This is a genomic window from Frankia tisae (assembly GCF_025403405.1).
GTDB classification, from domain to species: Bacteria; Actinomycetota; Actinomycetes; order Frankiales; family Frankiaceae; genus Frankia; species Frankia tisai.
Genome location: NZ_JANEZT010000031.1, coordinates 1 through 25,024, shown reverse-complemented (window position 1 = coordinate 25,024; position 25,024 = coordinate 1). Strand labels below are relative to the sequence as shown.

Annotated in this window: 22 protein-coding genes; 11 read left to right on the top strand and 11 right to left on the bottom strand. The window is 72.1% G+C overall.

What is annotated here, in order from left to right; translation table 11 throughout:
* The first annotated feature begins 3 nt into the window (after nucleotides 1-3).
* Entirely contained in the window at nucleotides 4-927 is a 924-nt protein-coding gene (locus tag NBZ85_RS05175; protein WP_261553969.1) for an SDR family NAD(P)-dependent oxidoreductase, read from the top strand.
* Between the two features lie 64 nt (nucleotides 928-991).
* On the opposite strand, the gene NBZ85_RS05170 is transcribed toward NBZ85_RS05175, so the two are convergent.
* The 4 genes from NBZ85_RS05170 to NBZ85_RS05155 all read right to left on the bottom strand — a co-directional run bounded on the left by NBZ85_RS05170 (nucleotide 992) and on the right by NBZ85_RS05155 (nucleotide 6,086).
* Nucleotides 992-2,551: a class I adenylate-forming enzyme family protein gene (locus tag NBZ85_RS05170; RefSeq protein WP_261561565.1), complete on the bottom strand. Its 1,560-nt coding sequence runs from the start codon at nucleotides 2,549-2,551 to the stop codon at nucleotides 992-994.
* A 5-nt stretch (nucleotides 2,552-2,556) separates the two neighbouring features.
* Nucleotides 2,557-3,702 carry an acetyl-CoA acetyltransferase gene (locus NBZ85_RS05165; protein ID WP_261561564.1) on the bottom strand — a complete coding sequence of 382 codons (1,146 nt, stop codon included), beginning with the start codon at nucleotides 3,700-3,702 and terminating at the stop codon, nucleotides 2,557-2,559.
* A gap of 94 nt (nucleotides 3,703-3,796) precedes the next feature.
* Nucleotides 3,797-4,837: an acyl-CoA dehydrogenase family protein gene (locus tag NBZ85_RS05160; protein ID WP_261553972.1), complete on the bottom strand. Its 1,041-nt coding sequence runs from the start codon at nucleotides 4,835-4,837 to the stop codon at nucleotides 3,797-3,799.
* A 76-nt stretch (nucleotides 4,838-4,913) separates the two neighbouring features.
* Entirely contained in the window at nucleotides 4,914-6,086 is a 1,173-nt protein-coding gene (locus NBZ85_RS05155; RefSeq protein ID WP_261553973.1) for an acyl-CoA dehydrogenase family protein, read from the bottom strand.
* A gap of 146 nt (nucleotides 6,087-6,232) precedes the next feature.
* On the opposite strand from NBZ85_RS05155, the gene NBZ85_RS05150 reads away from it, so the two are divergent.
* The gene (locus NBZ85_RS05150; protein ID WP_261553974.1) at nucleotides 6,233-6,871 is read left to right on the top strand and encodes a MaoC family dehydratase; all 639 of its coding nucleotides are present in this window, start codon (nucleotides 6,233-6,235) and stop codon (nucleotides 6,869-6,871) included.
* A gap of 123 nt (nucleotides 6,872-6,994) precedes the next feature.
* Entirely contained in the window at nucleotides 6,995-8,164 is a 1,170-nt protein-coding gene (locus NBZ85_RS05145; protein ID WP_261553975.1) for an acyl-CoA dehydrogenase family protein, read from the top strand.
* Nucleotides 8,165-8,310: 146 nt separating this feature from the next.
* Here the strand turns inward: NBZ85_RS05145 and NBZ85_RS05140 are convergent, their stop codons facing one another.
* The 7 genes from NBZ85_RS05140 to NBZ85_RS05110 all read right to left on the bottom strand — a co-directional run bounded on the left by NBZ85_RS05140 (nucleotide 8,311) and on the right by NBZ85_RS05110 (nucleotide 16,853).
* Complete coding sequence (locus NBZ85_RS05140; protein WP_261553976.1) at nucleotides 8,311-9,765, bottom strand: HNH endonuclease signature motif containing protein; 1,455 nt, start codon at nucleotides 9,763-9,765, stop codon at nucleotides 8,311-8,313.
* Between the two features lie 1,004 nt (nucleotides 9,766-10,769).
* Complete coding sequence (locus tag NBZ85_RS05135) at nucleotides 10,770-12,107, bottom strand: CaiB/BaiF CoA transferase family protein (protein ID WP_261553977.1); 1,338 nt, start codon at nucleotides 12,105-12,107, stop codon at nucleotides 10,770-10,772.
* Between the two features lie 12 nt (nucleotides 12,108-12,119).
* A complete protein-coding gene (locus NBZ85_RS05130; RefSeq protein WP_261561563.1) occupies nucleotides 12,120-13,583 on the bottom strand; it encodes an aldehyde dehydrogenase in 1,464 nt (487 codons plus the stop codon).
* Nucleotides 13,580-14,443: an aldolase/citrate lyase family protein gene (locus NBZ85_RS05125; RefSeq protein WP_261561562.1), complete on the bottom strand. Its 864-nt coding sequence runs from the start codon at nucleotides 14,441-14,443 to the stop codon at nucleotides 13,580-13,582. Before NBZ85_RS05125 ends, NBZ85_RS05130 begins: the two co-directional genes overlap by 4 nt.
* A 26-nt stretch (nucleotides 14,444-14,469) precedes the next feature.
* Nucleotides 14,470-15,276, bottom strand: coding sequence for a 2-oxo-hept-4-ene-1,7-dioate hydratase (gene hpaH / locus NBZ85_RS05120; RefSeq protein WP_261557450.1), 807 nt, complete (start codon nucleotides 15,274-15,276; stop codon nucleotides 14,470-14,472).
* On the bottom strand, nucleotides 15,273-16,166 hold the full coding sequence (locus NBZ85_RS05115) for an alpha/beta fold hydrolase (protein WP_261557449.1): 894 nt from the start codon (nucleotides 16,164-16,166) through the stop codon (nucleotides 15,273-15,275). Before NBZ85_RS05115 ends, hpaH begins: the two co-directional genes overlap by 4 nt.
* Before the next feature lie 126 nt (nucleotides 16,167-16,292).
* On the bottom strand, nucleotides 16,293-16,853 hold the full coding sequence (locus tag NBZ85_RS05110; RefSeq protein ID WP_261557448.1) for a VOC family protein: 561 nt from the start codon (nucleotides 16,851-16,853) through the stop codon (nucleotides 16,293-16,295).
* A 256-nt stretch (nucleotides 16,854-17,109) separates the two neighbouring features.
* On the opposite strand from NBZ85_RS05110, the gene NBZ85_RS05105 reads away from it, so the two are divergent.
* The 8 genes from NBZ85_RS05105 (at nucleotide 17,110) to NBZ85_RS05070 (ending at nucleotide 24,997) form a co-directional block, all read left to right on the top strand.
* Nucleotides 17,110-17,385, top strand: coding sequence for a hypothetical protein (locus tag NBZ85_RS05105; protein ID WP_261557446.1), 276 nt, complete (start codon nucleotides 17,110-17,112; stop codon nucleotides 17,383-17,385).
* A gap of 47 nt (nucleotides 17,386-17,432) precedes the next feature.
* A complete protein-coding gene (locus NBZ85_RS05100; protein ID WP_261557445.1) occupies nucleotides 17,433-18,551 on the top strand; it encodes a thiolase family protein in 1,119 nt (372 codons plus the stop codon).
* Nucleotides 18,548-19,168: a Zn-ribbon domain-containing OB-fold protein gene (locus tag NBZ85_RS05095; RefSeq protein ID WP_261561561.1), complete on the top strand. Its 621-nt coding sequence runs from the start codon at nucleotides 18,548-18,550 to the stop codon at nucleotides 19,166-19,168. The genes NBZ85_RS05100 and NBZ85_RS05095 overlap by 4 nt, the downstream gene beginning before the upstream one ends.
* Complete coding sequence (locus NBZ85_RS05090) at nucleotides 19,165-20,466, top strand: aromatic ring-hydroxylating oxygenase subunit alpha (RefSeq protein ID WP_261557443.1); 1,302 nt, start codon at nucleotides 19,165-19,167, stop codon at nucleotides 20,464-20,466. Before NBZ85_RS05095 ends, NBZ85_RS05090 begins: the two co-directional genes overlap by 4 nt.
* A gap of 56 nt (nucleotides 20,467-20,522) precedes the next feature.
* Nucleotides 20,523-21,047 (top strand): aromatic-ring-hydroxylating dioxygenase subunit beta, encoded by a 525-nt coding sequence (locus NBZ85_RS05085; protein WP_261557441.1) that lies wholly within the window; start codon nucleotides 20,523-20,525, stop codon nucleotides 21,045-21,047.
* Between the two features lie 99 nt (nucleotides 21,048-21,146).
* Complete coding sequence (locus NBZ85_RS05080; protein ID WP_261557438.1) at nucleotides 21,147-22,691, top strand: class I adenylate-forming enzyme family protein; 1,545 nt, start codon at nucleotides 21,147-21,149, stop codon at nucleotides 22,689-22,691.
* 29 nt (nucleotides 22,692-22,720) lie between these two features.
* Nucleotides 22,721-24,316, top strand: coding sequence for an AMP-binding protein (locus NBZ85_RS05075; protein WP_261557436.1), 1,596 nt, complete (start codon nucleotides 22,721-22,723; stop codon nucleotides 24,314-24,316).
* 51 nt (nucleotides 24,317-24,367) lie between these two features.
* Nucleotides 24,368-24,997, top strand: a complete 630-nt coding sequence (locus tag NBZ85_RS05070; RefSeq protein ID WP_261557434.1) for a cysteine hydrolase family protein — start codon at nucleotides 24,368-24,370, stop codon at nucleotides 24,995-24,997.
* Nucleotides 24,998-25,024 lie beyond the last annotated feature (27 nt).

The window sequence follows — 25,024 nt, the reverse complement described above, 5'->3', positions numbered from 1 at the left end:
CGTATGGCAGGCCTACTCGAGGGCAAGATCGCACTGGTGACCGGCGCCGGCCACGGCATCGGCCGTGGCCACGCGCTCGAACTCGCCAAGCACGGCGCGACCGTCATCGTCAACGACCTCGGCAGCACCGTCAGCGGCGAGGGCCGCGGCCGTGACGCCGAGGAAGTCGTGAAGATCATCGAGAAGCGCGGCGGCACCGCCGTGGCGGACTTCGGCGACGTCGGCGACGAGGAGCAGGTCGAGGCCACCGTCGCCCGGGCCTTCGACGAGTTCGGCCGCCTCGACATCGTCGTCAACAACGCCGGCATCGTCCGCGACAAGGCCGTGTGGAACATGAGCACGGCCGACTTCGACCTGGTCCTGCGCGTGCACCTGCGCGGCACCTGGCTGGTCAGCCGGGCGGTCGCGAAGCGCTGGCGGGCCGCGGCCAAGGCCGAGGGCGGCCGGGTCTACGGCCGGATCATCAACACGACGTCCGGCGCGGGCCTGTCCGGCCACTTCGGCCAGACGAACTACAGCGCCGCGAAGGCCGGCATCGTCGGGCTGACCCTGACGCTGTCGCTGGAGCTGGCGAGCATCGGCGTGACCGTGAACGCGATCGGCCCCGGCGGCCTGACCCGGCTGTCGGGCACCATGGCCGGCCAGGCCAAGCCCCTGGAGCCCGACGAGCGGCCCGAGGACGAGTTCGACCCCAAGGACCCGTCGCTGTGCAGCCCCGTCGTCGCCTGGCTCGCCAGCGACGAGGCCGGCCATGTCAGCGGCCAGGTCATCAAGGCCATCGGCGAGCGCATCCAGCTCATGGGCGGCTGGCACGAGCAGGCCGTGGTGAACAACGGCGGCAAGCGCTGGGACGCCACCAAGCTCGGCCCCCTGTTCGCCACCGACGTCTTCCGCACCCGCGCCCCGGGCCTACGCCTCGGCGGCTGAGCGCCGCACGTTCGGTGCCGCGCAGTTCGCGCAGTTCGGTGCCGCGGCAGTTCGGTGCCGCGGCTCAGCCCGCGGCCAGCGTGCGCAGGGCGGCGGTGTCCACCTTGAGCATGCTGGTCAGCGGGAGCGCCTCGACGACCTCGAGGCGGTCCGGCGCCTTGTAGTCGGCCAGCCGTCCCCGCACCCAGGCCCGCAGCTCGGCGAGGTCCGGCGGATCCGCGGGGTCGGCCGGCTCGACGAAGGCAACCCCGATCTCGCCGATCACCGGGGCCGGCGCGCCGACGACCGCCGCGCGCCGCACCCGGGGATGCTCCGCCAGCACGTTCTCCACCTCCAGCGGGTACACGTTGTACCCGCCGCGGATGTAGAGGTCGCTGGCCCGCCCGCGCAGCCGCAGGTTGCCGTCGGCGTCGAGCGACCCGAAATCGCCGCTGACGAGCCAGCCGTCGCCGCGCAGCACCGCCGCGGTCTGGTCGGCGTCGTTCCAGTAGCCGCGCATCACCGTGTCGCCGCGCACCCAGACCCGGCCGACCTCGCCGGTCGCCACGTCGCCACCGGCGTCGTCACGCAGGGCGATCTGGATGCCGGCCTGGGGTCGGCCGACCGTGCGGAACTGCACCTCCGGCGGGTCGTCCGGCTCGGTGCCACAGATGCTCGGCGACTCGGTCATGGCGTAGCGGACGACGAGGGGCACCCCGAGCCGGGTGACGACCCGCTCCACCAGCTCGGGCGCCGCCGGCGCGGTCGCGGCGAGCCCCAGGCGCAGCGTCGCGACCGCCCGCACGGTCCGCTCGGCGTCGGGCAGCTCCAGCAGCTTGGCCCACTGGGTCGGCACGGCGCCGGCGACGGTGATCCGCTCGTCGTGCAGGATGCCCGCCATCCCTGCCGCCGACCAGGGCACCGGGCTGATCACCATGGTGGTGCCCCAGGCGAGCTGATCGACGATCTTCGCCATGTACCCCGCGTGGGCGAAGGGGGTCGCGACGAGCCGGCGGTCGAAGGGCCGGCTCATCACCCCCGCGGAGGCGACGGCGGCGGCGAGGTTGCGGTGGTCGAACCAGGCCCCCTTGGGTAGCCCGGTCGTCCCGGACGTCCAGATGATGACCACCGGGTCTGCCGGCGCCACGACCGGGCGGCCGCGGCCGAGCCCCGGGTGGCGCCGCAGCGCCGCGAGCTCGGATCGCGCCAGCACCGGTAACCCTGCTGGTACCGCGGGCAGCTCCGCCGCAGTGTCCCGGATCACCAGCGCCGGTCGACACCGCTCGAGAATCCCGGTCACCTCGCGCGCGCCGAGCCGGGTGTTCAGTCCGGTGGTGACCGCGCCCAGCCGGGCCGCGGCGGCGTAGCAGATCGCGTAGTCGACCGAGGACGGCAGCATGAGCGCCACGACGTCGCCGGGCCCGATCCCGCGCGCCGCCAGCGCCCCGGCCAGTGCGTCGGAGGCCGCCGCCCACTCGGCGAAACTGATCCGCCCGTCCGGCCCGACGTAGGCCTCCCGGCCGCCGAAACGCGCCGCGGCCGCGTCCAGCGCCGCGGTGACCGTGGCATACGAGTCGGGCTCGCCCAGCGGCGGGGACGGCGACACCGACGCCGACACCGACTCCGCCGCCGGGGAGCCGCCCACGCCGCTCAGTCCCGGCCGAGGATGACGGTCCCCGACGAGCAGAGCCAGCCGCCGGTGCCGCTGACGCAGGCCAGTCGGGCGTCCGGCACCTGCCGGCCCTCCGCCTCGCCGCGCAGCTGGCGCACCGCCTCGACGATGAGGAACAGGCCGCGCTGCCCGGGGTGGCACGCCGACAGGCCGCCGCCGTCGGTGTTGGTCGGCAGCGCCCCGCCGACGCGCAGCCGCCCGTCGGCGACGAACGGGCCGCCCTCGCCCTTCTTGCAGAAGCCGAGGTCCTCCAGGGTGACCATCAGCATGTACGTGAACGCGTCGTAGAGCTCGCAGACGTCGATGTCCTCCGGGCTGACCCCGGCCCGGGAGAACGCCAGCGGCCCGGAGACGGCCGCGGGACCGGTCGTCACGTCCTCCCACTGGCTGGTCGACACGTGTGTCACGCACTCGCCCGTGCCGAGGATCCACACCGGCGGGCGCGGCAGGTCGGCGATGCGGTCCTCGGCGACCAGCACCGCCGCGGCGCCGCCGTCCGAGCGGATGCAGCAGTGCAGCTTGGTGAACGGGTCGGCGATCATCGACCCGGACAGCACGTCGTCGATCGTGATCGGGTCGCGGTAGTACGCCTCGGGGTTGGGGCCGGCGTTGTGGCGGGCGGAGACGGCGATCTCGGCGAGCTGCTCGATCGTCGTACCGAACTCGTGCATGTGCCGGCGGGCGGCCATGGCGTACTTGGAGATCAGGGTGTGGCCGTAGGGGGCCTCCCACGACTGCGGCCCGCGGCTGCCCCAGTTCAGGCTCGCCGTGCGCAAGCGCTTGCGCAGGTCGGACCGGGCCGTCGAGCCGTAGGTGAGCAGCACCACGTCCGCATGCCCGGCGGAGATCGCGTCGGCGGCGTGGGCGGCCATGACCTCCCACGACGCCCCGCCGACGGTGGTGGAGTCGATCCACCGCGGGCGCAGGCCCAGGTACTCGGCGACGTCGATCGGCGCCAGCGTCCCGAGCGAGGTCGACGCGAGCCCGTCGACGTCACCCGGCCCGAGCCCGGCGTCGGCGAGTGCGCGGCGGCTGGCCTGGGCGATCAGCGCGTACGGGGTGGAGCCGTCGGTGCGGCCCACGTCCGACAGGGCGACGCCGGCGATGGCGACCCGGCGGCTCATCGCCCGACCACCGCGGGCGGACAGGGGCGCAGGAGGTTCGGGCGGGACGGCGGTCGAGTCATGTGTCCTCCGATCGGGTGCCGGCAACGGCCGGCTACTGCGCCGCCGGCTGGGCGACCAGGCGCGCAAGATGGTCGGCGGGCTCGCCGAGCAGGTGCTCCAGGACGTGCGCCCGCTTCAGGAACAGATGCGAGTCGTGCTCGAAGGTGTAACCCATGCCGCCGTGCACCTGGATGGTGGCGGAGGCGTTCTCGACGGCGAAACGGCCGGCGATGCTCTTGGCGGCGAGCGCCTGGAACTCGGCGTCGGCCCGCCCGTCCTGGACGCAGATCGCCGCGAACAGCACCTGCGACAGCGCGGCCTCGGCCCGCACCGCCATGTCCGCGCAGGCGTGCTTGATCGCCTGGTTGACCCCGATGGGCCGGCCGAACTGCACCCGTACCTTGGCGTGCTCGGTGGACAGGTCGCGCGTCGCCTCGGCGATCCCGACGCTCATCGCCGCCGTCAGCACGAGCGCGCGCAGGCGGATCGGCTCCTCCTGCGTGCTCACCCAGGCGATGATCGGGACCGCGTCCGCGCGCGCCTCGGCCAGCCGGATGCCCGGGTCGATCGCCGGCTCGGAGTGCACGTCGGTCAGAGCGGCGGTCTCCACCAGCGCGGCGCCCGCGGGGTCGAGCAGCAGGAGGTAGCGGGAGTCGGCCGCATCGAGCAGCTGGAACCGCCCGTCCAGGGTCGAGGGGGTGGTGGCCGCGTCGAACCCGTCCGGGCCGCGGCGCAGGGCCAGGCCCACCGTCGCCTTGCCGGACAGGATCGCCGACGCCGTCTCATGCTGGCCGGCAAGCGCCGCGACGCGGGCGCCCAGCACCGTCGGCAGGAACGGCCCCGGCACCAGGCGGCGGCCCATCTCCCGGAACAGCAGCGTCTCCTCGGCCAGCTCGCACCCGGCGCCACCAAGCTCCTCGGCGATGCCCAGGCCGAACAGGCCCAGCTCCGCGCTCTCCGACCAGATCCGCCGGTCCACGACCACGGGTGCGTCGCGTCGCTCCCGGATGACCGAGATCGGTAGCTCGTTGCCGAAGAAGTCGGCGGCGAGGGAGGCTATCTCCATCTGGGCCGGCGTGGGTAGCAGGTCCACGGTGCGCTCCTCAGGGTGTTTCGATGGCTGCTGGGGATTCGGTGGGCTCGGCAGGCGCCGCCCGCGTGAGGCGGGTTCAGCGCGGCAGGCCGAGCACCCGATCGCCGATGATGTTGCGTTGGACCTCGGACGTTCCACCACCGATGGACACCGAGTACGAGTACAGGTAGTTGCCGGACCAGCCGCCCGGCTCCCAGCGCGAGACGAACCGCAGGGCGTCGGCGCCGAGCAGGTCGAACGCCAGCCGGTACACCTTCTTGGCGATGTCGGAGTAGAACAGCTTGACCATCGACCCCTCGGGGCCGGGCTGGTCGCGGTGCATGTTGCGCGAGATGCCGGCGTAGGTCATGGCACGCAGCGACGCGACCTCGGCGCGCGCGGTCGCCAGGCGTCGCGCGATCTCGTCGTCGGCGATCGCCGGGCGCCGCCCGTCGGGGCCGGTGCGCTCCTTAGCGAGGTCGATGAGCTTCTCCACGGTGCTGGCGAGGCGGACCTGGTTGGCGGTGAAGGCGGTCCCGCGCTCGAAGGACAGCGTGGACATCGCCACACTCCAGCCGTTGTTCAGCCCCCCGACGACGTTCTCCAGCGGGATGCGGACGTCGTCGTAGAAGACCTCGCAGAACTCGGCGCCGCCCTCGATCGTCTCGATCCCGCGCACCTCGATGCCGGGAGAGTGCATGTCGCAGATCACCCAGGAGATGCCGTGGTGACGTGACCCTTCGGGGTCGGTGCGGACCAGCAGCTCCTGCCAGTCCGCGAGAGTGGCGAAGCTGGTCCAGATCTTCTGCCCGGACACGACGAGCTCGTCGCCCTCGATGCGGGCCCGGGTGCGCAGCGCGGCGAGGTCGGAACCGGCGTCCGGCTCGGAGAACCCCTGGCACCAGATCACCTCCCCGCGCAGGATGCGGGCCAGGTGATAAGTTTTCTGCTCCTCGCTCGCGCGAGTCATCAGGGTCGGCCCGGCGTGGCTGAGGCCGACGAAACAGGCGTCGATGCCCGGCAACCCGGCGCGCCCGTACTCCTCGAACCAGATCAACTGCTGCAGCAGGGAGAGCCCGCGGCCGCCGTACTCCTGCGGCCAGGAAATACCCGCCCAGCCGCCCTCCCACTGGGTGCGCTGCCAGGCGAGATCATACTCACGCATCGCCGGGCCCATCTCGGGGCGAATCTCCCGGGGGGCGTTCTCCTCGAGCCAGGTTCGCACCTGCTCACGGAACTCGACCTGCTCCTTCGAGAAGTCAAGGTCCATTCGTCGGCCTCCGTCCCACCACCTGGCATCTCGTGACGCCCTTGTCAGATACTAGCTTTACCAGGAGGCCAGGGCGCCCGCTCGCGGACAGGGCTCGACACGGGGCGCGGGCGCCACCCCCGAGCCGGAGGATCGATGATCGACCGATGACCACACCGACCAACCCGCCGACGAACGGCCCCGCCACCAGCGGGGACGCCACCCGCGCGCAGTCCGGCACCCACACGCCCGCCCCCAACGGCGCGACGGGTGCGGCAACGCCCCCGCTCGTTGCGCGACGCGGCTGGGAGGGGCGCTACTTCGAGGACTTCGCCGTGGGCGACGTCTACGACCATCCGCTCGGCCGGACGATCACCGCGACCGACAACACCTGGTTCACGCTGCTCACCCAGAACACGGCGCGCCTGCACTTCGACCAGCACTATGCCGCGCAGACGGGATTCGGCCGCACGCTGGTGAACTCGACTCTCACCCTCGCCCTCGTCACCGGCCAGAGTGTCACCGACGTCTCGCAGAACGTGATGGCCAACCTGGGTTGGGACGAGGTGCGCCTTCCCCACCCGGTCTTCGAGGGTGACACGGTCTACTCCCGTTCGATCGTGCTCGGGCTGCGGCCGAGCAAGTCCCGGCCGGACGTCGGGGTGGTGGAGGTCCGTACCCACGGTTACAACCAGGACGGCGACGAGGTGATCAGTTTTCGCCGGACGCTGCTGGCCTATCGACGCGGCCACGGCCCGCGGCCGCCGGCCCTGCCGCCGCTGCCCGACTCCCCTGCCGCGCGCTGACCCGCCGCGCACCGCTTCACCGCGCGCTGACCCTCCGCCTGGCCCCATCCCGTCCCGACCACCCCGCGAGACCATCCAGGCCCGGCCGGCGCGCCGCGGCCCGCGGATGGCGAGGAGACCGCCGTGTCGAGTGTGACCACCCGTCTGAGCCCTGAGGAAGAGCAGATCGTCCGACTGGTCGCTACCTTCGTCGATGAGAAGGTCCGACCGGTCGCGCAGGAGCTCGACCACACCAACACCTACCCCGAGGACCTCATCGAACAGATGAAGGAGATGGGGGTCTACGGTCTCGCGATTCCGGAGCCCTACGGCGATTTCGGCGTGTCGACGTCCTGCTACGCACGGGTGACCGAGGAGCTGTCGCGCGGCTGGATGAGCCTCGCCGGCGCATTCGGCGGCCATTCCGTCGTCTCCAAGCTGCTCCTGCGCTTCGGCACCCAGGAGCAGCGGGACAAGTACCTGTCCCGGATGGCCACCGGCGAGCTGCGCGCCACCATGGCACTCACCGAACCTGGTGGCGGCTCGGACCTGCAGGCCCTGCGCACCGTCGCTCGGCCCGACGGCGACGGCTGGGTGGTCGACGGCACCAAGACGTGGATCAGCAACGCCCGGCGTTCCGGCCTGATCGCGCTGCTGTGCAAGACCGACCCCGCGGCGAAGCCGGCGCATCGCGGCATCAGCATCCTGCTCGTCGAGCACGGCCCTGGCTTCACTGTCTCCCGGGACCTTCCCAAGCTGGGTTACAAGGGCATCGAGACCTGCGAGCTGCACTTCGACGGGTACCGGGCACCCGGCGACGCCGTCCTCGGCGGCGTGACCGGAAAGGGCTTCAACCAGATGATGGCCGGCCTGGAGGTCGGCCGGATCCAGGTCGCCTCGCGCGCCCTCGGGGTCGCCCGCGCGGCCTTCGACGACGCGCTTCGCTACGCCCAGGAGCGAGAGACCTTTGGCAAGCCGATCTGGGAGCACCAGTCGATCGGCAACTACCTGGCGGACATGGGGACGAAGATCCTCGCTGCCCGCCAGCTCATCCTGCACGCGGCCGAGGTGTTCGACTCCGGCGCCCGCGCCGACATGGAGGCCGGAATGGCGAAGCTGTTCGCCTCCGAGATGGCGGCGACGGTGACGCTCGACGCCATCCGCATCCACGGCGGCTACGGCTATTCGACCGAGTTCGACGTCGAGCGCTACTTCCGTGACGCCCCTCTGATGATCGTCGGTGAGGGAACCAACGAAATCCAGCGCAACGTCATCGCTCGCCAGCTCGTCCAGCGTCCCAACCCGCTGCGCTGAGGGCCGAAGCACGGTGGACGGCTCGTGCCGTCGGCGAGCGTGCGGGATCTGGCAGCGCCACGATCCCGCACGCTCGCGACAGCCGGCCGCACCTCGACTGCCGCCGCCGAGCCGCCAGGAGCCACGTGGGCTGCGCATGTCGAGGTTCATCCGGCGGCGATGCCGTAGAGCAGGTCGTGCGGGTGACGTGAGTAGGGGTTTCGGCGAGGGGTGCGGCTGGCGTCGATCCAGGCCGGGGGCAGGAATTCGGGGCGTCGGTCGGGGCCGAGCTGAACGGTCCAGTCCTCGTGGTGGATGACCCGGTGGTGATGGCCACAGAGGAGCACGCTGTTGTCCAGCGAGGTGTTGCCCCCGTCGATCCAATGCCGAATGTGATGCGCCTCGGTCCACCCCGCCGGGCGATCGCAACCTGGGAAAGCACAGCCGTTGTCGCGAGCGACCAGTGCCCGGCGGATGTCGGCGGTGACGGTGCGTTGGGTTCGACCGACCTCGAGGGGAACGCCGGCTGGGTCGAGGATGATGCGGCCGACCGAAGCGTCGCAGGCCAGACGACGTAGGACCTCGCGGGGCAGGGGCTGCCCCCAGCCGGTCGTCGCCGGCAGACCGGAGCGTCCAAGCAGTGCCGACCAGGGGATCGTCACGGTCAGATGCGGGCGGACGCCGCCGCCGACAGGCAGCACGGCGGCGTCGAGGGTGTGGTCGAGCAGATCCACGAGGGCGTCGGCGCGCCGCCGGGCGGGACTGCGCGGGTCGAGCGCACCGTCGACGGCCGGGCGCGGCGCCGCGAGCGGGTCCAGCGCGGCACGGAGCAGGGCGGCGGCTTCGGGGTCAAGCTCGCCGCTGATGCGAGTCATCCCGTCCGGCAACTCGGAGATCCACAGCTCTCGCCGCCCTGCCGGGTCCTCCCCGCTCGCAGCGGCGGCATCGTCGGAGGCGCCGGACTGACCGTCACTCACGCCGTCGCGGCCAGACTCCCCGTCGCCGGGCTCACCACCGCGACTTGAGCCACCACCCTCGCTGCCACCGCCGGAAGCCGGGTCGGGCGGATCGCCGCCGGGGCTGGAATCCACCCGGGTCAAGGTCTCCCGGAGGTGGCGGGCCAGACGGGCCAGGGCGGTCGGGTCGAACTCGTCGGCCTGGCGCAGTAGAAACGCCTCGGCCTGGCGGCGCACGTCCGCGGTGACCGTAGCCGGCAACGAGCGCATACCCGCCACGATCACCTGAGCCTGCTCCACGCTGATCTCCCCCGCGGCCAGCCGCTCCCCCGTCGCCGCCAAGGGACCGTCCACAGCCACCGCGACATCGACCAGACGGTTGGCATCCACTGCGCGGACCCGCAGTCGTTCGCGCAGCAGCGCCACCGTGCCGCTCGCACCCGCACGCCGCGCCAGATCTCGGCCATGCACCTCGGCGACAATCTGAAGGCGAACGGCCGCCAGGCGCGTCAACACGACCGAACAATCCAGCAGAAATTCCAGCAGGCCCGCGTCGGACATCGACCACGCCGGACCGTCGACCATTGCATCTATCCGCGCTGACACCGCGGCCAACTCGTCGACCAGCACATGCTTCCGGCTCGGAGACTCAGGATTCGAGACCATGCGAAAAGCCTAGGCGAACACGAACCCAATGTCGAACAAATGTTCGCATCGGTAACTATTTCGAGGATATGTTCGCGACGAGGATCGGCATGGTGCCACAACACCTAGATCTACGCCCCAGCCGATCCACGGGAGACCGCCGGCCCGCCCGCCGCGCGGCGCCGCCGGCCCCGAGGAGACCTCGGAGTAGTCCGACCCGCAGGAACCGAGGGCGGGACGAGTCCCTACCCCAGAAGGTGTTTGGCGGAGGCCTGCGAGCTGGCGCGGACGTCCGAAGGCTGCGATCCTCAGCGACGGTGCGGACCGACCGTCCCCGCCGCGGCGTCTGGACACGGCTGTCCCCGCGGCCGCCGGGAGCGCAGACAGCGACGGACCTGGAGTGTTACCCGCGATCGTCCTCGCTTGATTTCTCCTGCAGTTCCGCTAAGGGCGACGGAGCCGATTCGGCCGGACTTGACGTAGCGGACGTGAGCGTGCTCCGATACCTCATGAACGTCGCCATCACGCCCACCCCCAAGCAAGGGTCACGACACGCCAGGAAAAACTCCCGATTCCCAGTAACGTGGTGAGACCTCGACGACAAGAAGGGCGCACCTGCCAGGAAGAAGAGGCGTCTCTCCTTTTGGAAATATGGTGAGGCAGGATTGGTCAGCGAACAGCCAGCCACAGCGACAAGTATCCGTGTCAAGACCGAGTCCGCCCCGGGCGGCCCTGGTCACACGCAGGCACGCCACGGGTCCGCCCGCGCGGGATCTCCGCGCGGGTCCGCGCAAGGCACCAGCGACGCACCGGGCAGGCGAGACCGGCTCCGTCGAGTCGTACGGCGCCGACGAGCCACCGAGTCTCCCTCGGACCGCGCCAACGAGCAGCGCGTCGAGTCAGACGGTGCCGGCGGGGTCGAGGAGTGCGCCAGGGCGGCAGCGACGGGCCGCCGCCCAGCTAGTCAGACGACGATGGCGGGTCGCTGGGCGGGTCCCGACAGCACCGGCTGGTCGCCGAGCGGGTCAGACGGCGCCGGCCGCGCGCAGGCGGGCTGTGTCGGCGGGATCGTAGCCGAGCTCGGCGAGCAGCGCATCGGTGTGCTCGCCGACGGCCGGCACGGCGCCCATGACCGGGTCCACCCCGCTGATGCGGACAGGCGGGCGCACCGCGCGCAACGGGCCGACCGGCGAGTCCACCTCCCGCCAGCGGTCGCCCACGTCGAGCTGGGGATGTGCGAGCAGGTCACCGATGGTGTTGATCCGGCCGTTGGCGATGCCCGCCTCGTCCAGCCGGGCGAGGGTCTGCTCGGTGGTGACCGCGGCGAGGGCCGCCTCGACGTCGGCGGTCAGCGCGTCACGGTGGCGGACACGGCCCGCGTTCGTCGCGTACCGAGGGTCGGCCAGCAGCTCGGGCCGGCGCAGCACCTCCTCGCAGAACCGCCGCCACTCCCGCTCGTTCTGCACGCCGAGCTGCACGCTGCCGCCGTCGCCGGTCCGGAAGCCGCCATAGGGGGCGATGGAGGCATGGCTGGTACCGGTGCGGGCCGGGGGAACGCCGGTGTACATGGCGTAGTACATCGGCTGGGCCATCCACTCGGTGAGCGAGTCGAACAGCGACACCTCGAGCGCGGCGCCCTCCCCCGTGCGCTCCCGCATGAACAGCGCGGTGAGGACCGCCGTGTAGGCGTACATGCCGGCGGAGATGTCGGCGACGGAGATGCCGACCTTGGCCGGTGCGTCGGGCGCACCGGTGACCGACAGCAGCCCGGTCTCGCACTGAATCAGCAGGTCGTAGGCCTTCTTGTCGCGCAGCGGGCCGGCCGAGCCGTAGCCGGAGATGTCGCAGACGATCATCCGTGGATCGCGGGTCCGCAGCGTCGCCGCATCCAGGCCCAGGCGGGCCGCGGCGCCGGGGGCGAGATTCTGCACGAAGACGTCGGCCCCGGCCAGCAGACCGGCCAGCACCTCGCGGGCCTCGGGTTGCTTGAGGTCGAGGGTCAACGACTCCTTCGCCCGGTTCAACCAGACGAAGTAGCTGGCCAGGCCCTTGACGGTCTCGTCGTAGCCGCGGGCGAAATCCCCGGCCCCCGGTCGCTCAATCTTGATCACCCGGGCCCCGAGGTCAGCGAGTTGGCGAGTGGCGAACGGGGCCGCCACGGCCTGCTCGATGGACACCACGGTGATTCCCGCCAAGGGCTTGCCGACTACCGCGCCGCTCGTCGGCGCCGCAGCCCGCCTCGGTGCCGGGACGGCTGCGGCATCGGACAGTGCGGCGGTATCAGCCAGTGCGGCGGTAGGCAGTGGGGCGGTAGGCAGTGGGGCGGCCTCGGGCAGCGCGGTCGGGTCGGGGGTCTCGGTCACGGCGAGCGCCTCTCAGCCGAGGACGAACGGGTCGCGGGTGGCGCCCGTCGTCTCGATCCAGACGGCCTTCTCCTGCAGGTACTCGTGCAGTCCCTCGGTGCCGTTCTCGCGGCCGAACCCGCTGCTCTTGATGCCACCGAAGGGCATCGCATAGTTCAGCGTCCGGTAGGCGTTGACCCACACGGTGCCGACCCGCAGCGCCTTGGTCATGCGGAAGGCGCGGCGGATGTCGGCGGTCCAGATGCCGGCGGCGAGGCCGTAGCGCGAGTCGTTGGCGATGGCGATCGCCTCCTCCTCGGAGGAGAAGCGCAGCACACTCAGCACAGGGCCGAAGATCTCCTCCTGGCAGACCATGGCGTCGTTGGTGACGTTCGCGACGATGGTCGGCTCGAAGAACAGGCCCCCGAGCCCGCCGTCGCCGCCCCCGCCGACGATGTCGGCACCCTGCTCCTTGGCCTGCGCCACGAAGCGGCGGATCTTTGCGTGCTGCCCGGGGAAGCAGATCGGGCCCATCTCGGTCTCCGGGTCCTTCGGGTCACCGAGACGGATCCGAGCGGCCCGCTCGGCGACTCGGGCGACGACCTCCTCGTAGACGTCGGCGTGCACGAGCGCCCGCGAACCCGCGATGCAGGTCTGACCGGCGGCAGCGAAAATACCGGCGATCAGGCCGTTGGATGCGGCAGCCAGGTCCGCGTCGGGGAAGACGATGTTTGCCGACTTACCACCGAGCTCGAGGGTGACCGGGGCGAGGTGCTTCGCCGCCGCGGCGGCCACCGCCGCCCCGGTGATCTCCGAGCCGGTGAACGACACCCGGTCGACACCCGGATGGCCGACCAGCCACTCCCCCACCTCGCGGGAGGCGCCGCTGACGGTGTTGAACACACCGGGCGGGAACCCCGCCTCCTCGAACAGGTCGGCGAACTTCAGGATCGACACCGGGGCCTGCTCGGACGGTTTCGCGACGATGGTGCAGCCCGCCGCCAGCGCGGGGGCGATCTTGAAGGTGAGCAGCAGCAGCGGGGAGTTCCACGGCAGTACTGCGGCGACGACACCGATCGGCTCGCGGGTGACGAAGCCGAAGTAGTCCGGGCGACCCGTGTCGACGACCCGTCCGTCGATCTTGTCGGCCAGGCCGGCGTAGTACTCGTACCAGGCGGACAGGCTGCGGACCTGCCCGCCCATCTCCCGCAGCAGCTTGCCGTTGTCGCGGGTCTCGGCGAGGCCGAGCTCGTCGGCGTGCTCCTCGATGACGACCGCGAGGCGGCGCATCAGCCGGCCCCGCTCCCGGCCCGACAGCTTGCTCCACTCCCCGCCGTCGAAGGCCGCCCGCGCGGCGGCGACCGCGTCGTCGACGTCAGCGCGACTCGCCTCGGCGACCGTGGCCCACGGCTCGCCGGTGTAGGGGTCGATCGAGTCGAAGGTCGTCGCGCCCGTGCGCCGCTCGGCGCCGATGCGCATCGTTACCGTGGTGGTCACAGCGTCGCGCTCCCTGAGTTCGGGGTTGAGCCTGAGGCAGGGGGTGGGCCTGAGGTCAGGGGTGGTCCTGAGGTCGGGGGTGGGTCGATCTTCTCCGCGACATCGCGGTACCGCGCGGCCAGCTCCTCGCTGCCGCGGGCCAGCAGGGTCACGTCCGCCCCCACCAGGATGAACCGAACACCGAGGGAGAGGTACCGCCGCGCCAGCGGCTCGGCGAACGCGTTCACCCCGGCCGCCTTGCCCGCCGCGTTGACTACCGCGACCGCCGACGTGATCGCCTCGACGACGTCGGGGTGGTCGGGGCGGCCCAGATGCCCGAGGGACGCGGCGAGGTCCGCGGGGCCGAAGAAGACCCCGTCGACGCCGTCGACGGCGGCGATCGCCGCGCACTCGGCGAGGCCGGCCGCGGACTCGATCTGGACCATCACGCAGATCTCGTCGTCGGCGCGGTGCAGGTACCCCTCGACCCGGGTCCACCGGGACACCCGGGCGAACGCACTGCCGACGCCGCGGATCCCGGCGGGTGGGTAGCGGGTGGCCGCGACGATCGCCGCAGCCTGCTCGGCGGACTCCACCATCGGCAGCAGCAGGTTCTCGGCGCCGATGTCGAGCAGCTGCTTGATGAGCACGGGGTCGTCGGTCGGCGGGCGCACGACCGGGGCGACCGGGTACGGGGCGACGGCCTGCAGCTGGGCGAGAAGGCTACGCACGTCGTTCGGGGCGTGCTCACCGTCGATGAGCAGCCAGTCCAGGCCGCCACCGGCGCAGATCTCGGCGTTGTAGGGATTGCCGCTGGCCACCCACATGCCGATCGCCGGCCGGTGATCGCGCAGCCGGCGCCGGAAGGCCCCGCTGGTCACGCCCGCACGCCCGCCTGTCTGCTCGCTCAGGCGAAACGGCAGGTGATGGCGCCCAGCGGGCCGTAGTCGGCGTGGAAGGTGTCGCCCGAGCGGGCGAACACCGGCCGGGTGAACGAACCCGCCAAAATCACCTGGCCCGGTTCGAGACCCACCTTGTACGGGGCGAGCTTGTTCGCCAGCCACGCGACGCCGTTCGCCGGATGGTTCAGCACCGCCGCCGCGACCCCGGACTCCTCGATCGTCTCGTTGCGGTACAGCAGCGCCGACACCCAGCGCAGGTCCACCTCGTCGGGGCGCACGGCGCGCCCGCCGAGCACGATCCCCGCGTCGGCGGCGTTGTCGGAGATGGTGTCGACGATGGTGCGCAGATGCCCGGTCGCCGGGTCGCTCATCTGCACCCGGGCGTCGAGGATCTCCAGTGCCGGGGTGACGTAGCGGGTCGCGTCAAGCACGTCGTAGATCGTGACCCCCGGGCCGGACAGCGGCTCGGCGAGCACGAAGGCGAGTTCGACCTCGACCCGCGGGCGGATGAACCGGCCCGCGGGCACGACCCCGGAGTCGTCGAAGAACATGTCGTCGTAGATCGCGCCGTAGTCCGGCTCGGTGATCGAGACGGCCTGCTGCATCGCCCGCGACGTCAGGCCGATCTTGCGCCCGCGCAGCTCGCGGCCGGCGGCCAGCTTACGTTCGGTCCAGGCGCGCTGGACTGCGTAGGCGTCCTCGATCGTCATGTCCGGGTACTGCAGGGACAGCTGCGGGATCGGGGTCAGCGTGCGCTCGGCCTCGTCGAGGCGCGCGGCGGCGTCCTCGACGAGTTCGGGATCGAGCGTCATGCGTTCCCGGACTCGCTCTGCCCACCCAGCAGGAACGCCAGCGCCGCCGGGTTGAACAGCTCCGGGTCCTCGAAGTGCGGCCAGTGCTTGACCTCGGGCATCTCCAGGACCTGGGAGTCCGGGATCAGCCGGGCGACCTGGCGGGCGGTGTTCTGGTACTCGCCGAAGTCCTTGCCGGAGGCGACGACGAGCGTCGGGGCGGCGATGCGCGACCACTGGTCCGGCGGGATGAGGTTGCGCTCGCGGGCGTCGGGGTCCTGCAGGATCAGCACGTGGTCGATGACCTTGCGCGTCTCCGGCAGCCGGTAGATCGCCTGGCGCAGGGCGATGACGTCGGGCAGCCGGTTGGCCTCGTCGGCGATCAGGTGGTTGAACATCGCCTTGGTGGACTCCCAGGTGGGGTTGTCCACGGCGGCGGTGCGCTCGGCCCGGATGCGGGCCATGTTCGACGCGGTCGCGATGAGGCCCGCGGGCGACATCAGGATCAGCTTGCGGACCCGGTCCGGTTCGTCGATGGCGAGCCGGGCGGCGACCCATGCTCCCAACGACATGCCGATGATGTGTGTGGTCTGCACCCCGAGCGCGTCGAGCAGGCCGAGCAGATGGCGCTCGTAGACGGCGATCTCGTAGTCGTAGTCCGGCTTGCTGGAGAAGCCGTTACCGACCATGTCCAGCGCGATGCAGCGAAAGTGCTTGCTCAGCGGGCCGATGGTGGGCGCGAAGGTCTCCCAGTGCCCCCCGGTGCCGTGCAGCATGAGCACGACCGGGGCGTCGGGGGAACCGGCCTCGACGTAGCGGGTGGACACCCCGTCGATGTCGATCCAGTCCTGGCGGAACGGCACGTCCCGCAGGTACGTCCAGATGCTGCGGTAGGGGACCTCGTCGGTCATGCGCTGCTCACGATCCTCGTTCGTCGGGTCGGATGACTCGTCGGGCTCAGATGACTCGTCGGGCGCGGGGCGAGCCCCGGCACGGGTGGACTCCCCGTGCGCGGGCCGCCCCGGGGCGGGAGCCGGTCAGTCGCTCTCGGCGGCGCGCAGGCGCTCCGCCACCGACGCACTCCACGTCTCCACCGGGGACCAGGTGGCCGTCTCCTCGATGAGGGCCTGGGTCTTCTCCCGGATCACCTCGTCGGTGTCGGCCAGGTCCAGCGCGACCCGCCAGGGCTGGCTGACGTACCACGGCGTCGGGGTGTAGAGCTCCAACCGGTTCCCTTCCGGGTCCAGGAAGTAGATGCTCCAACTGTTGCCGTGGTTACGACCCTCCATCCCGGTCGCGCCGAGCTCCAGGGCCTTGTCGTGGAACCAGCGCAGCGAGGTGAGGTCGTCGTCGGTGAGACGGAAGGAGACCTGGCTGAGTAGAGCGATCTCACCCTCGGGGACCTTGCGCCCGGAGACGAGCACGAGCTGGTGGTGCTCGTCCGCGCGGCGGCTGAGGAAGGTCAGCCGGCGGCCCAGGAAGTCGCCCTGGTCGATGACGAGCAGGCCGAGCAACTCCGAGTAGAAGTTGACCATGCGGTCCACGTCATTGACGTACAGACCGACGTGGGTGAGCTGAGCGGGCGGGGGAGCAGCCATGATCCATCCCTCGGGTCGGCGGGAACGCTGGACCTCGGCGGGTAGGCGAGGTCCCGCGGCCGGGTCACGACCCGGTCCGGCGAACGCCCCTGGGCAGCGGACGGCGCAGACGGCGGGATCGAGCGTGAGTCCAGCACCGTTTCTGACAGTGAGTATACCCTAGGGCCATGAACCGTCCCGCCTCCACCAGATCCTCCGGAGCACGCCCGCCCGTGACCGGTACCACCGGCGGGCGGCCGTCCCAAGGAGGAAATCGGTGAGCCGGCCGCACCGCGACCACCTGGAGTCCGCCGAGGTGTCCAACGAGTTCGCCGCCGTGCGGGTTTCGGTCGACCGCCGCGGAAACTCCCCCCGATTGCTGGTCGAGGACATCGAGACCGGCGCGTCGATCCTGCTGTCCCCGATCGAGCTGGCGAGCCTGTGCCTGGCCGCGCCCGAGGACCGCCTGGACTGGCTGCGCGTGGGCGCCTACCGAGAGGAACGCAACCCCGTGCGGCGTTCAGCGCTCACGGGTCCGGGAGCCCAGAGCTGATGGCCTCGCCCCTGGAGCCTGCGGTCGTCGGACTCGGTCTGACACCCATGTCTCTTTCGGCCGGCGGCGTGCCCGTCGACCTCGCCATCGAGGCCGTCGCGAGCGCACTCGCCGACGCCGGGCTCACCCGCGGTGACGTCGACGGCCTGCTCGTCAACTCCAGCCAGGGGGTCCGCCCCGACCGGCTGGGCGTGGCCCTGGCCCGCCAGGGCGGGCTCGGTGACCTGCGCCTGCTCGAGCATGTCGAGATCAAGGGCGCCACCGCAGCCGCGATGATCCAGCGGGCGGTGCTCGCCATTCGGGCGGGCCTGGCCCGCACCGTGATCTGCGTCTTCGCCGACGCACCGCTGCGCGCGGGCGGCACCTCCGGGTCGACCTACGCCCACAGCGGCGGCAACGACGGGGCCCGCGGGCTGGAACGGGCCAGTGGGGTGCTCGGCTCGGTCCCCACCTACGCCCTACTCGCCTCGCGCTACTTCGCGGTGTCCGGCGGCGACCCCGAGGACCTGTGCGCCGTGGCCGTGTCGACCCGCGCCTGGGCGTTGGGTAACCCGGACGCGGTCGTGCGCAAGCCGCTGGACGCCGAGGGCTACTTCGCCAGCCGGATGGTCTCCGCCCCGCTACGCGTGCTCGACTGCGCACGGCCCGTCAACGGCGCGGTCGCCCTCGTGGTCAGCGGCGAGGCCACGCCCGGCCAGGCCCCGCGCGTCCACGTCCGCGGGATGGGCCAGGCGCACCCGATGCGCCGGCGGCGCGCCCCGGGCGAGTCCTGGTTCGGCGGCGGTCGGGCCGCCGTCGACGGCGCACTGGCGATGGCCGGGCTCACCCGCTCCGACCTCGACGTCATCGAGCTCTACGACCCGTTCAGCGTGGTGACCCTGCTGCTGCTGGAGGAGTACGGCCTGGTCGAGCCCGGGCAGGCGGGCAAGGTGGTCCGCTCCGGCGCCACCGCCCCCGGCGGCGACCTGCCGGTCAACACCGGCGGCGGCCAGCTCTCCGGGTTCTACCTGCAGGGGATGACGCCGCTGGCCGAGGCCGTGGTGCAGCTCCGCGGCGCCGGCGGGGCGCGCCAGGTGCCCGGCGCGAGCACCGCGCTCGTCGGCGGCATCGGCGGCCGGGTCGACCACCACGCCTGCCTGATCCTCGACCTGGAGCCGTCCCGATGAGCCCGAACACCGCCAGCCCCGCCAGCCCCGCCGAGGCCGCCAGCCCCGCCGCCGTCACCACAGCGCAGGCGCAGGTGCAGGCGGAGGACTGGCTGGTCGATGCGGCGCTGGCGCCGCTGGCCGACGGGTCGCTCGCCCCGCTGTACGCCGGCGCCGCCGCAGGCGAGCTCACGCTGCCGTTCTGCGCGGCCTGCGGGCTGGCCCTCGAACTGGAGCAGCGGGCCTGCGACGGCTGTGGTGCCACCGACATCCACTGGCGCCCGGTCGAGCGTGCCGGCAGTGTGCATGCGGTCACCCTCGTGCACCGGCGGGAGCCGGGCCTGGTTCGGGTGACCGAGCCCTACCCCGTCCTGGACATCGAGCTGGCCAGCGGGCACCGACTGATCATGACCACGCTCACCGCCGCCGGGTCCGCCCCCGTGATCGGCCGGCCCGTCACCATCGGCTTCCGCAGCGTCGGCGGCGTCGCGGTGCCCGCCGCGTCCCTCGACCCGGCCGGCGCCGACGCCGCCCCCGGCTCCCCCACGACATCCGGCACCATCACCGCACCCGACCCATCCGCGGCAGGTCTCCCGGCCGCGGCGCACACCTCATCCGAACCGGAGGTCTCCCCATGACCGAGCTGGACACGTCGGCGCACGCCGGCCAGGTGGACGTCGCCGCGCTCGTCGAACCCGACCGCGTCCATGGTTCCGTCTACACCTCCCAGGAGGTGTACGACCAGGAGATGGACCGGATCTTCCGCAACGGCTGGGTGTTCGTCGCCCACGTCAGCGAGGTCCCCGAGCCGGGCGACTACGTCACCCGCCGCATCGCCGGTGAGCCGTGGATCGTCGTGCGGGGCAAGGACGGCGAGGTCCGCGTCCTGGCCAACCGCTGCACGCACCGCGGCAACCGGCTGTGCAACGCCGACGCCGGCAACAGCTCGTCGTTCCGCTGCCCTTACCACGGCTGGACGTTCAGCAATGACGGCCGCCTCGCCGGCGTCCCGATGCGCGACGGCTACGGGTCGAGCTTCCACGAGGTGCGCGACGCCATGGGGCTCGCCCCGGCCGCGGCCGTCGACAGCTACGGCGGCTTCGTCTTCGCCTCGCTGAACCAGCCGGCGATCACCCTGCTCGAGCATCTCGGCCGGTCGACGACCGCCATCGACCGGCTGCTGGCGGTGTCTCCCACCGGGGAGCTGAACCTGCGCGCCGGCTGGATGAAGCACGACATGCGCTGCAACTGGAAGATGGTCATGGAGAACAACGTGGACGGCTACCACGCGCTGTTCACCCATGCCTCCGTGTACGACGCGGTGAAGCCGGCGAAAGTCTCCCACGTCCCGTCCAAGGTCGAGGTGTACGTCCGCGACCTCGGCAACGGCCACTCCGAGATCGACTACGCCAAGGAGTACAGCCGCCTCGACGAGGAGTTCATCTGGTTCGGCCGGATCCGCCGGGAGAAGCTGCCCCGGTACGTGGCCGCGATGGAGGCCGCGCGCGGGCCGGAGGACACCCACCGGGCGTTCGTCGTCGGTCCCCCGCACACACTGATCTTCCCGAACCTGTTCCTCGCCGAGATGAACGTCATGACGGTGGAGCCGCTGGGTCCGGGCCGGGCGATCGCCTACACCACGCCCGCCCTGATCCCGGGCGCGGACGAGGTCAACGAGAAGACCCTGCGCCGCAGCGAGGGCGCGATGGGTCCGGCCGGGTTCCTCATCGCCGACGACGGCGAGATCGGCGCCCGCAACCAGCTCGGCCTCGCGGCGGGCTCGCCCGAGTGGGTCGTGCTCCGCCGCGGCGAGGAGTCCGACATCACCGACGAGACCGGCATCGTCAACCACGACAAGTCGGCCGAGACGCCGCAGCGCGGCTGGTGGAAGCACTGGACGCAGGTGCTCACCGGGACCGCCGCCCCCGGCGCCTGACCAGGGGCGTCCCCCGCCTCTCCGCAGCCGTCCGCAACCGCAGGGAGCCCGTCCACATGTCTGACCTCACCAGTCTCGGTGCCGCCGCCGCGGTGCCCGCCGGTGCCGTGCCCGCCGCCGGCGTCGACCCAGCTCTGGCCTCCTTCGTCTACACCGAGGCCCGCCTCGCCGACGAGGCGCGGTACTCGCAGTGGGAGGCGCTGTGGGACGACGACGCCAAGTACTGGGTGCCGATGCACCCCGACCACGACCCGAGGGTCAACGTCTCCTACATCTACGACAACCGCCGCCGGATCCGCAGCCGGGTCGCGCAGCTCAACTCCGGCAACCGGCACTCCCAGACCCCGCCGTCGGTGCTGCGCCGACTGATCACGAACCTGGAGGTCGTCGCCCAGGACTCCGACACGACGACCCTGGCCGCCAACTTCGTGATCTACGAGTACCGGTTCGACCTGACCGTCTGGGCCGGCCGCTACGAGTACCGGATCCGGGCGCGGGGCGGGGACCTCAAGCTCGCCGCCAAGACCGTTCACCTGGTCAACGCCGGCGGCCCCATCCCCACGATGTCCTTCCTGATCTGAGCAGGCCCAGGCCGTCCTTTCTGATCCGAATCCCGGCGCCCCCCGGCCCGACCTCGCGTCGGCGCCGGTCGGCTCCGCCCGCCCGAGTTGCGAGGAACGATGCTGATCGGTGACATAGCCCGGCGCAATGCCCGCCGCTACCCCGACAAGGCTGCGGTGGTGTACGAGGACACCGAGCTGTCCTGGCGGTCGCTGGACCAGCGCGCCAACCGCATCGCCACCTACCTGCTCGGGCGGGGGCTGGTGAAGGGCGACCGGGTCGCCGTCTGCGCGCGCAACACCCCGGAATGGCCGGAGATCACCTACGGGCTCGCCAAGGCGGGCCTCGTGCTCGTGCCGATCAACATCCGGCTCTCCGAGCCGGAGGTCGACTACGTCCTGTCCGACAGCGGGGCGCGGGCGGCCATCGTCCACACCGACCACGTCGACGGGCCGGGGGCGCCGCTGGCCGCCCTGGACACCGTCGTCGAGATCGGCGGCGACTCGGTCGGCGTGAACTACGCCAAGGCGCTGGCGGCGGGCCGCGACGTCGACCCCACCCCGGCTGACCTCATCGACAGCGACATCCACCTGCTGCTCTACACCAGCGGGACGACCGGCCGGCCCAAGGCCGTGGTGCACGAGCACCGCACCCTGCTCTCCCAGGTGCTCGACACCACGATCTCCACCGAGTCCCGCCACGACGACGTCTTCCTGGCGACCACCCCGTTCTACACCGCGGGCGGGATGATCCGGACGCTGTCCTGGATGTACCTGGGCCAGACGATGGTCATCCATCCCCGCTTCGACCCCGTCGCCGTGCTGGAGACGATCGAGCGGTGGAAGGTCACGATGACCACGTTCATCCCGACCATGCTGATCCGTACGCTGCGCGAGCTCGACAACCGGCCCGGCATCGACGTGTCCAGCCTGCGACGGATCAGCTACGGCTCGGCGCCCGCCCCGCCCGGCCTCGCCGAGGAGGCGGCCCGCAAGCTCGGCTGCGACCTGCAGCAACGCTACGGCTCCACCGAGGCTGGCGGGCAGGTCACGATCCTCACCCCCGAGGACCACCAGGCGATCTTCGCCGGAGACGATGCGCTGCGCACCTCCTGCGGCAAGGAGACGCCGCACGCCGAGATCCGCATCGTCGGCGACGACGGCGCTGACCTGCCGCGAGGCGAGGTCGGCGAGATCGTCGTCAAGGCCGACTCGGTCGCCCGCGGCTACTGGAACCGGCCCGAGGCCAACGCCGAGACCTTCCGGCCCGACGGCCTGTGGACCGGTGACCTGGGCCGCCTCGACGAGCGCGGCTACCTGCACATCGCCGGCCGGAAGATCGACATGATCATCTCCGGTGGGTTCAACGTGTACCCGGCCGAGATCGAGCGTGTACTCGGCGCGCACCCGAACGTCGACCTGGTGGCCGTCGTCGGCGTCGCGCACCCGGAGTGGGGCGAGACCCCGATCGCGGTCGTCGTGCCCAAGGGCGAGATCACCACCGAGGACCTGGAGGCGCAGCTGCGCACCCTCGCCCGCGAGCAGCTCGCCGGCTACAAGCAGCCGCGTGGCTTCGCGTTCCGCCCGGAGATGCCCCTCGGCCCCGCCGGCAAGATCCTCAAGCGGGAGCTGCGGGCGGAGCTCTCCGCGCCCGAAACCCCGTGAGCCCGACGTCGACCCCGACGTCTGGCGCAGTGCCCGCCCCGGCCTCCGCCGCGCAGGCGTCGACGGGTGCGGGGGCGGCGTCGCTGTGGGAGCTCGCCCGCACGCGGGCCGCGCTGGCACCCGACGCCCTGCTCGCGGTGGACGCGGGCGGGGACCGGGTCACGTTCGCGCAGTTCCGCGACCGGGCCGAGCGGCTCGCCGCGGGGCTGGCGGCGCGCGGCATCCGCCGTGACGACGTCGTCTCCTGGCAGCTGCCGAACCGGATCTCGACGATGGTGCTCGCCGCGGCGCTCAGCCGGCTCGGCGCGGTCCAGAATCCGCTGGTGACGATGCTGCGCGAGCGGGAGGTCGGGTTCATCACCCGGCAGGCCGGCACCCGGCTGCTCGTCGTCGCGGCCAGCTTCCGTGGGTTCGACCACCTCGCCATGGCCCACGCCGTCGCCGCCGAGGTCCCCGGCCTCGACGTGGCCGACGCGGCCGAGCTGACCGACGCCGACCCCGCCGGCCTCCCCCCGGACCCAGCGGACGGATCCGGCCGCGCAGACGGGTCCGGGCAGCCGGCGGCGGCGCCGGTGCGCTGGCTGCTCTACACCTCGGGCACCACCTCGGCGCCCAAGGGCGCCCGGCACACCGACCGGGCGCTGCTCGCCGCGTCCACCACGTTCAGCGACGCGCTGGCGGTGACGGCCACCGACCGGGTCGCAATGCTGGCGCCGGTCGCCCACATCGGCGGGCTCGCCCATCTCGTCACGGCGCTGCGCTGCGGCAGCTCGCTGGTGACCGCCGAGGTGTTCGACCCGGCGAGCACGCCGGACCTGCTGGCCGCCCAGGGCGTGACGATCGTCGGGTCCGGGGTGCCGTTCATCCGGGCGTACCTGGCCCGGCAGGCCGCCGCCGGAGACGTGCGGCTGTTTCCGCAGGCGCGGGTGTTCCTCTGCGGCGGCTCCCCTCGCCCGGCGAGCCTGCACACCGAGGTCCGCGACACCCTCGGCGGGGTGGGCGTCGTCTCCGGCTACGGGATGACCGAATGCCCCTATGTCTGCTGGGGGCGGGCGGACGACGCCGACGCCGACCACGCGAGCACCGAGGGCCCACCCGGCGAGGGCGCCGAGGTCGTCATCGTGCGCGGCGACGGATCCCGCGCCGACCCCGGGGAGCCCGGGGAGATCCGGGTCCGCGGCCCGCAGCTCATGCTCGGCTACGTCGACGCCGCCGGAGACGCCGAGGCGTTCGACGCCGACGGCTTCTTCCGCACCGGCGACCTCGGCTTCGTCGACGAACGGTCCTACCTCACCGTCACCGGCCGCCTCAAGGAGGTGATCATCCGGAACATGGAGAACATCTCCGCCCGGGAGGTCGCCGAGCCGCTGGCCGCGCATCCCGGGGTCGCCGACGTGGCGGTGCTCGGCGTGCCGGATCCGGTGACGGGGGAACGGGTCTGCGCCGTGGTCGTGCCCGCGGACGCCGCCGCGCCGCCGACGCTTTCGCAGCTGTGCGAGTACCTGCTCGCCGGCGGCCTGAACAAGCGCAAGCTCCCGGAGCGGCTCGAGATCGTCGAGGCGCTGCCGCGCAACGCGATGGGCAAGGTCGCCCTGCCCGACCTGCGCCGGCGCATCGGCGTCTGAACAGTCGAGCGGGCGCGAGGCCCCGAAGTTCCTGCGGAGAGGACGATCAGCATGCTCATCATCGGCCGGCCGGCGCTGGTCATCAGCGAGTTCCAACGCGGCATCGTCGATCCGGCGGTGAGCCGGCTGCCGGCGCTCGCCGAACAGGCCGAGTCGCGGGGTGTCGGCGCCCGCATCGGCGCGCTCGCGGAGGCGTTCCGCGCCGCCGGCCTGCCGGTGGTGCACGCCATCATCGAGCACCGGCCGGACCTGGTCGGCCTGCGCGCGAACTCGGCGCTGTCCGCGATGGCGATCAAGCGCCGGACGATGATCGCCGGCAGCGTGGACGTCGAGATCCCCGAACCGGCGACCCCCCGCGAGGGCGACCTGGTCAGCAGCCGCGCGACGGGGCTCACCGCGTTCTACGGCACCGACCTCGACGCGATGCTGCGGCTGACCGACACCCGTGTGGTGGTCGTCGCCGGGGTGTCGACGAACGTCGCGATCCCGGGTCTCGCGCTGGAGGCGGTCAACCGCGGCTACCACGTGGTGCTGCCCGAGGACGCCACCGCGGGCGCCTCCGCCGAGACCCACCGCTTCATGCTCGACAACTTCCTGGCCATGGTCACGAGGATCACGACCGTCGACGAGGTCGCCGCCGAGCTGAAGGCGGGCGCCGGCGCCTGGGACGCCAGCCCCTGATCCCCCCGAGCCTGTCTCTTATACACA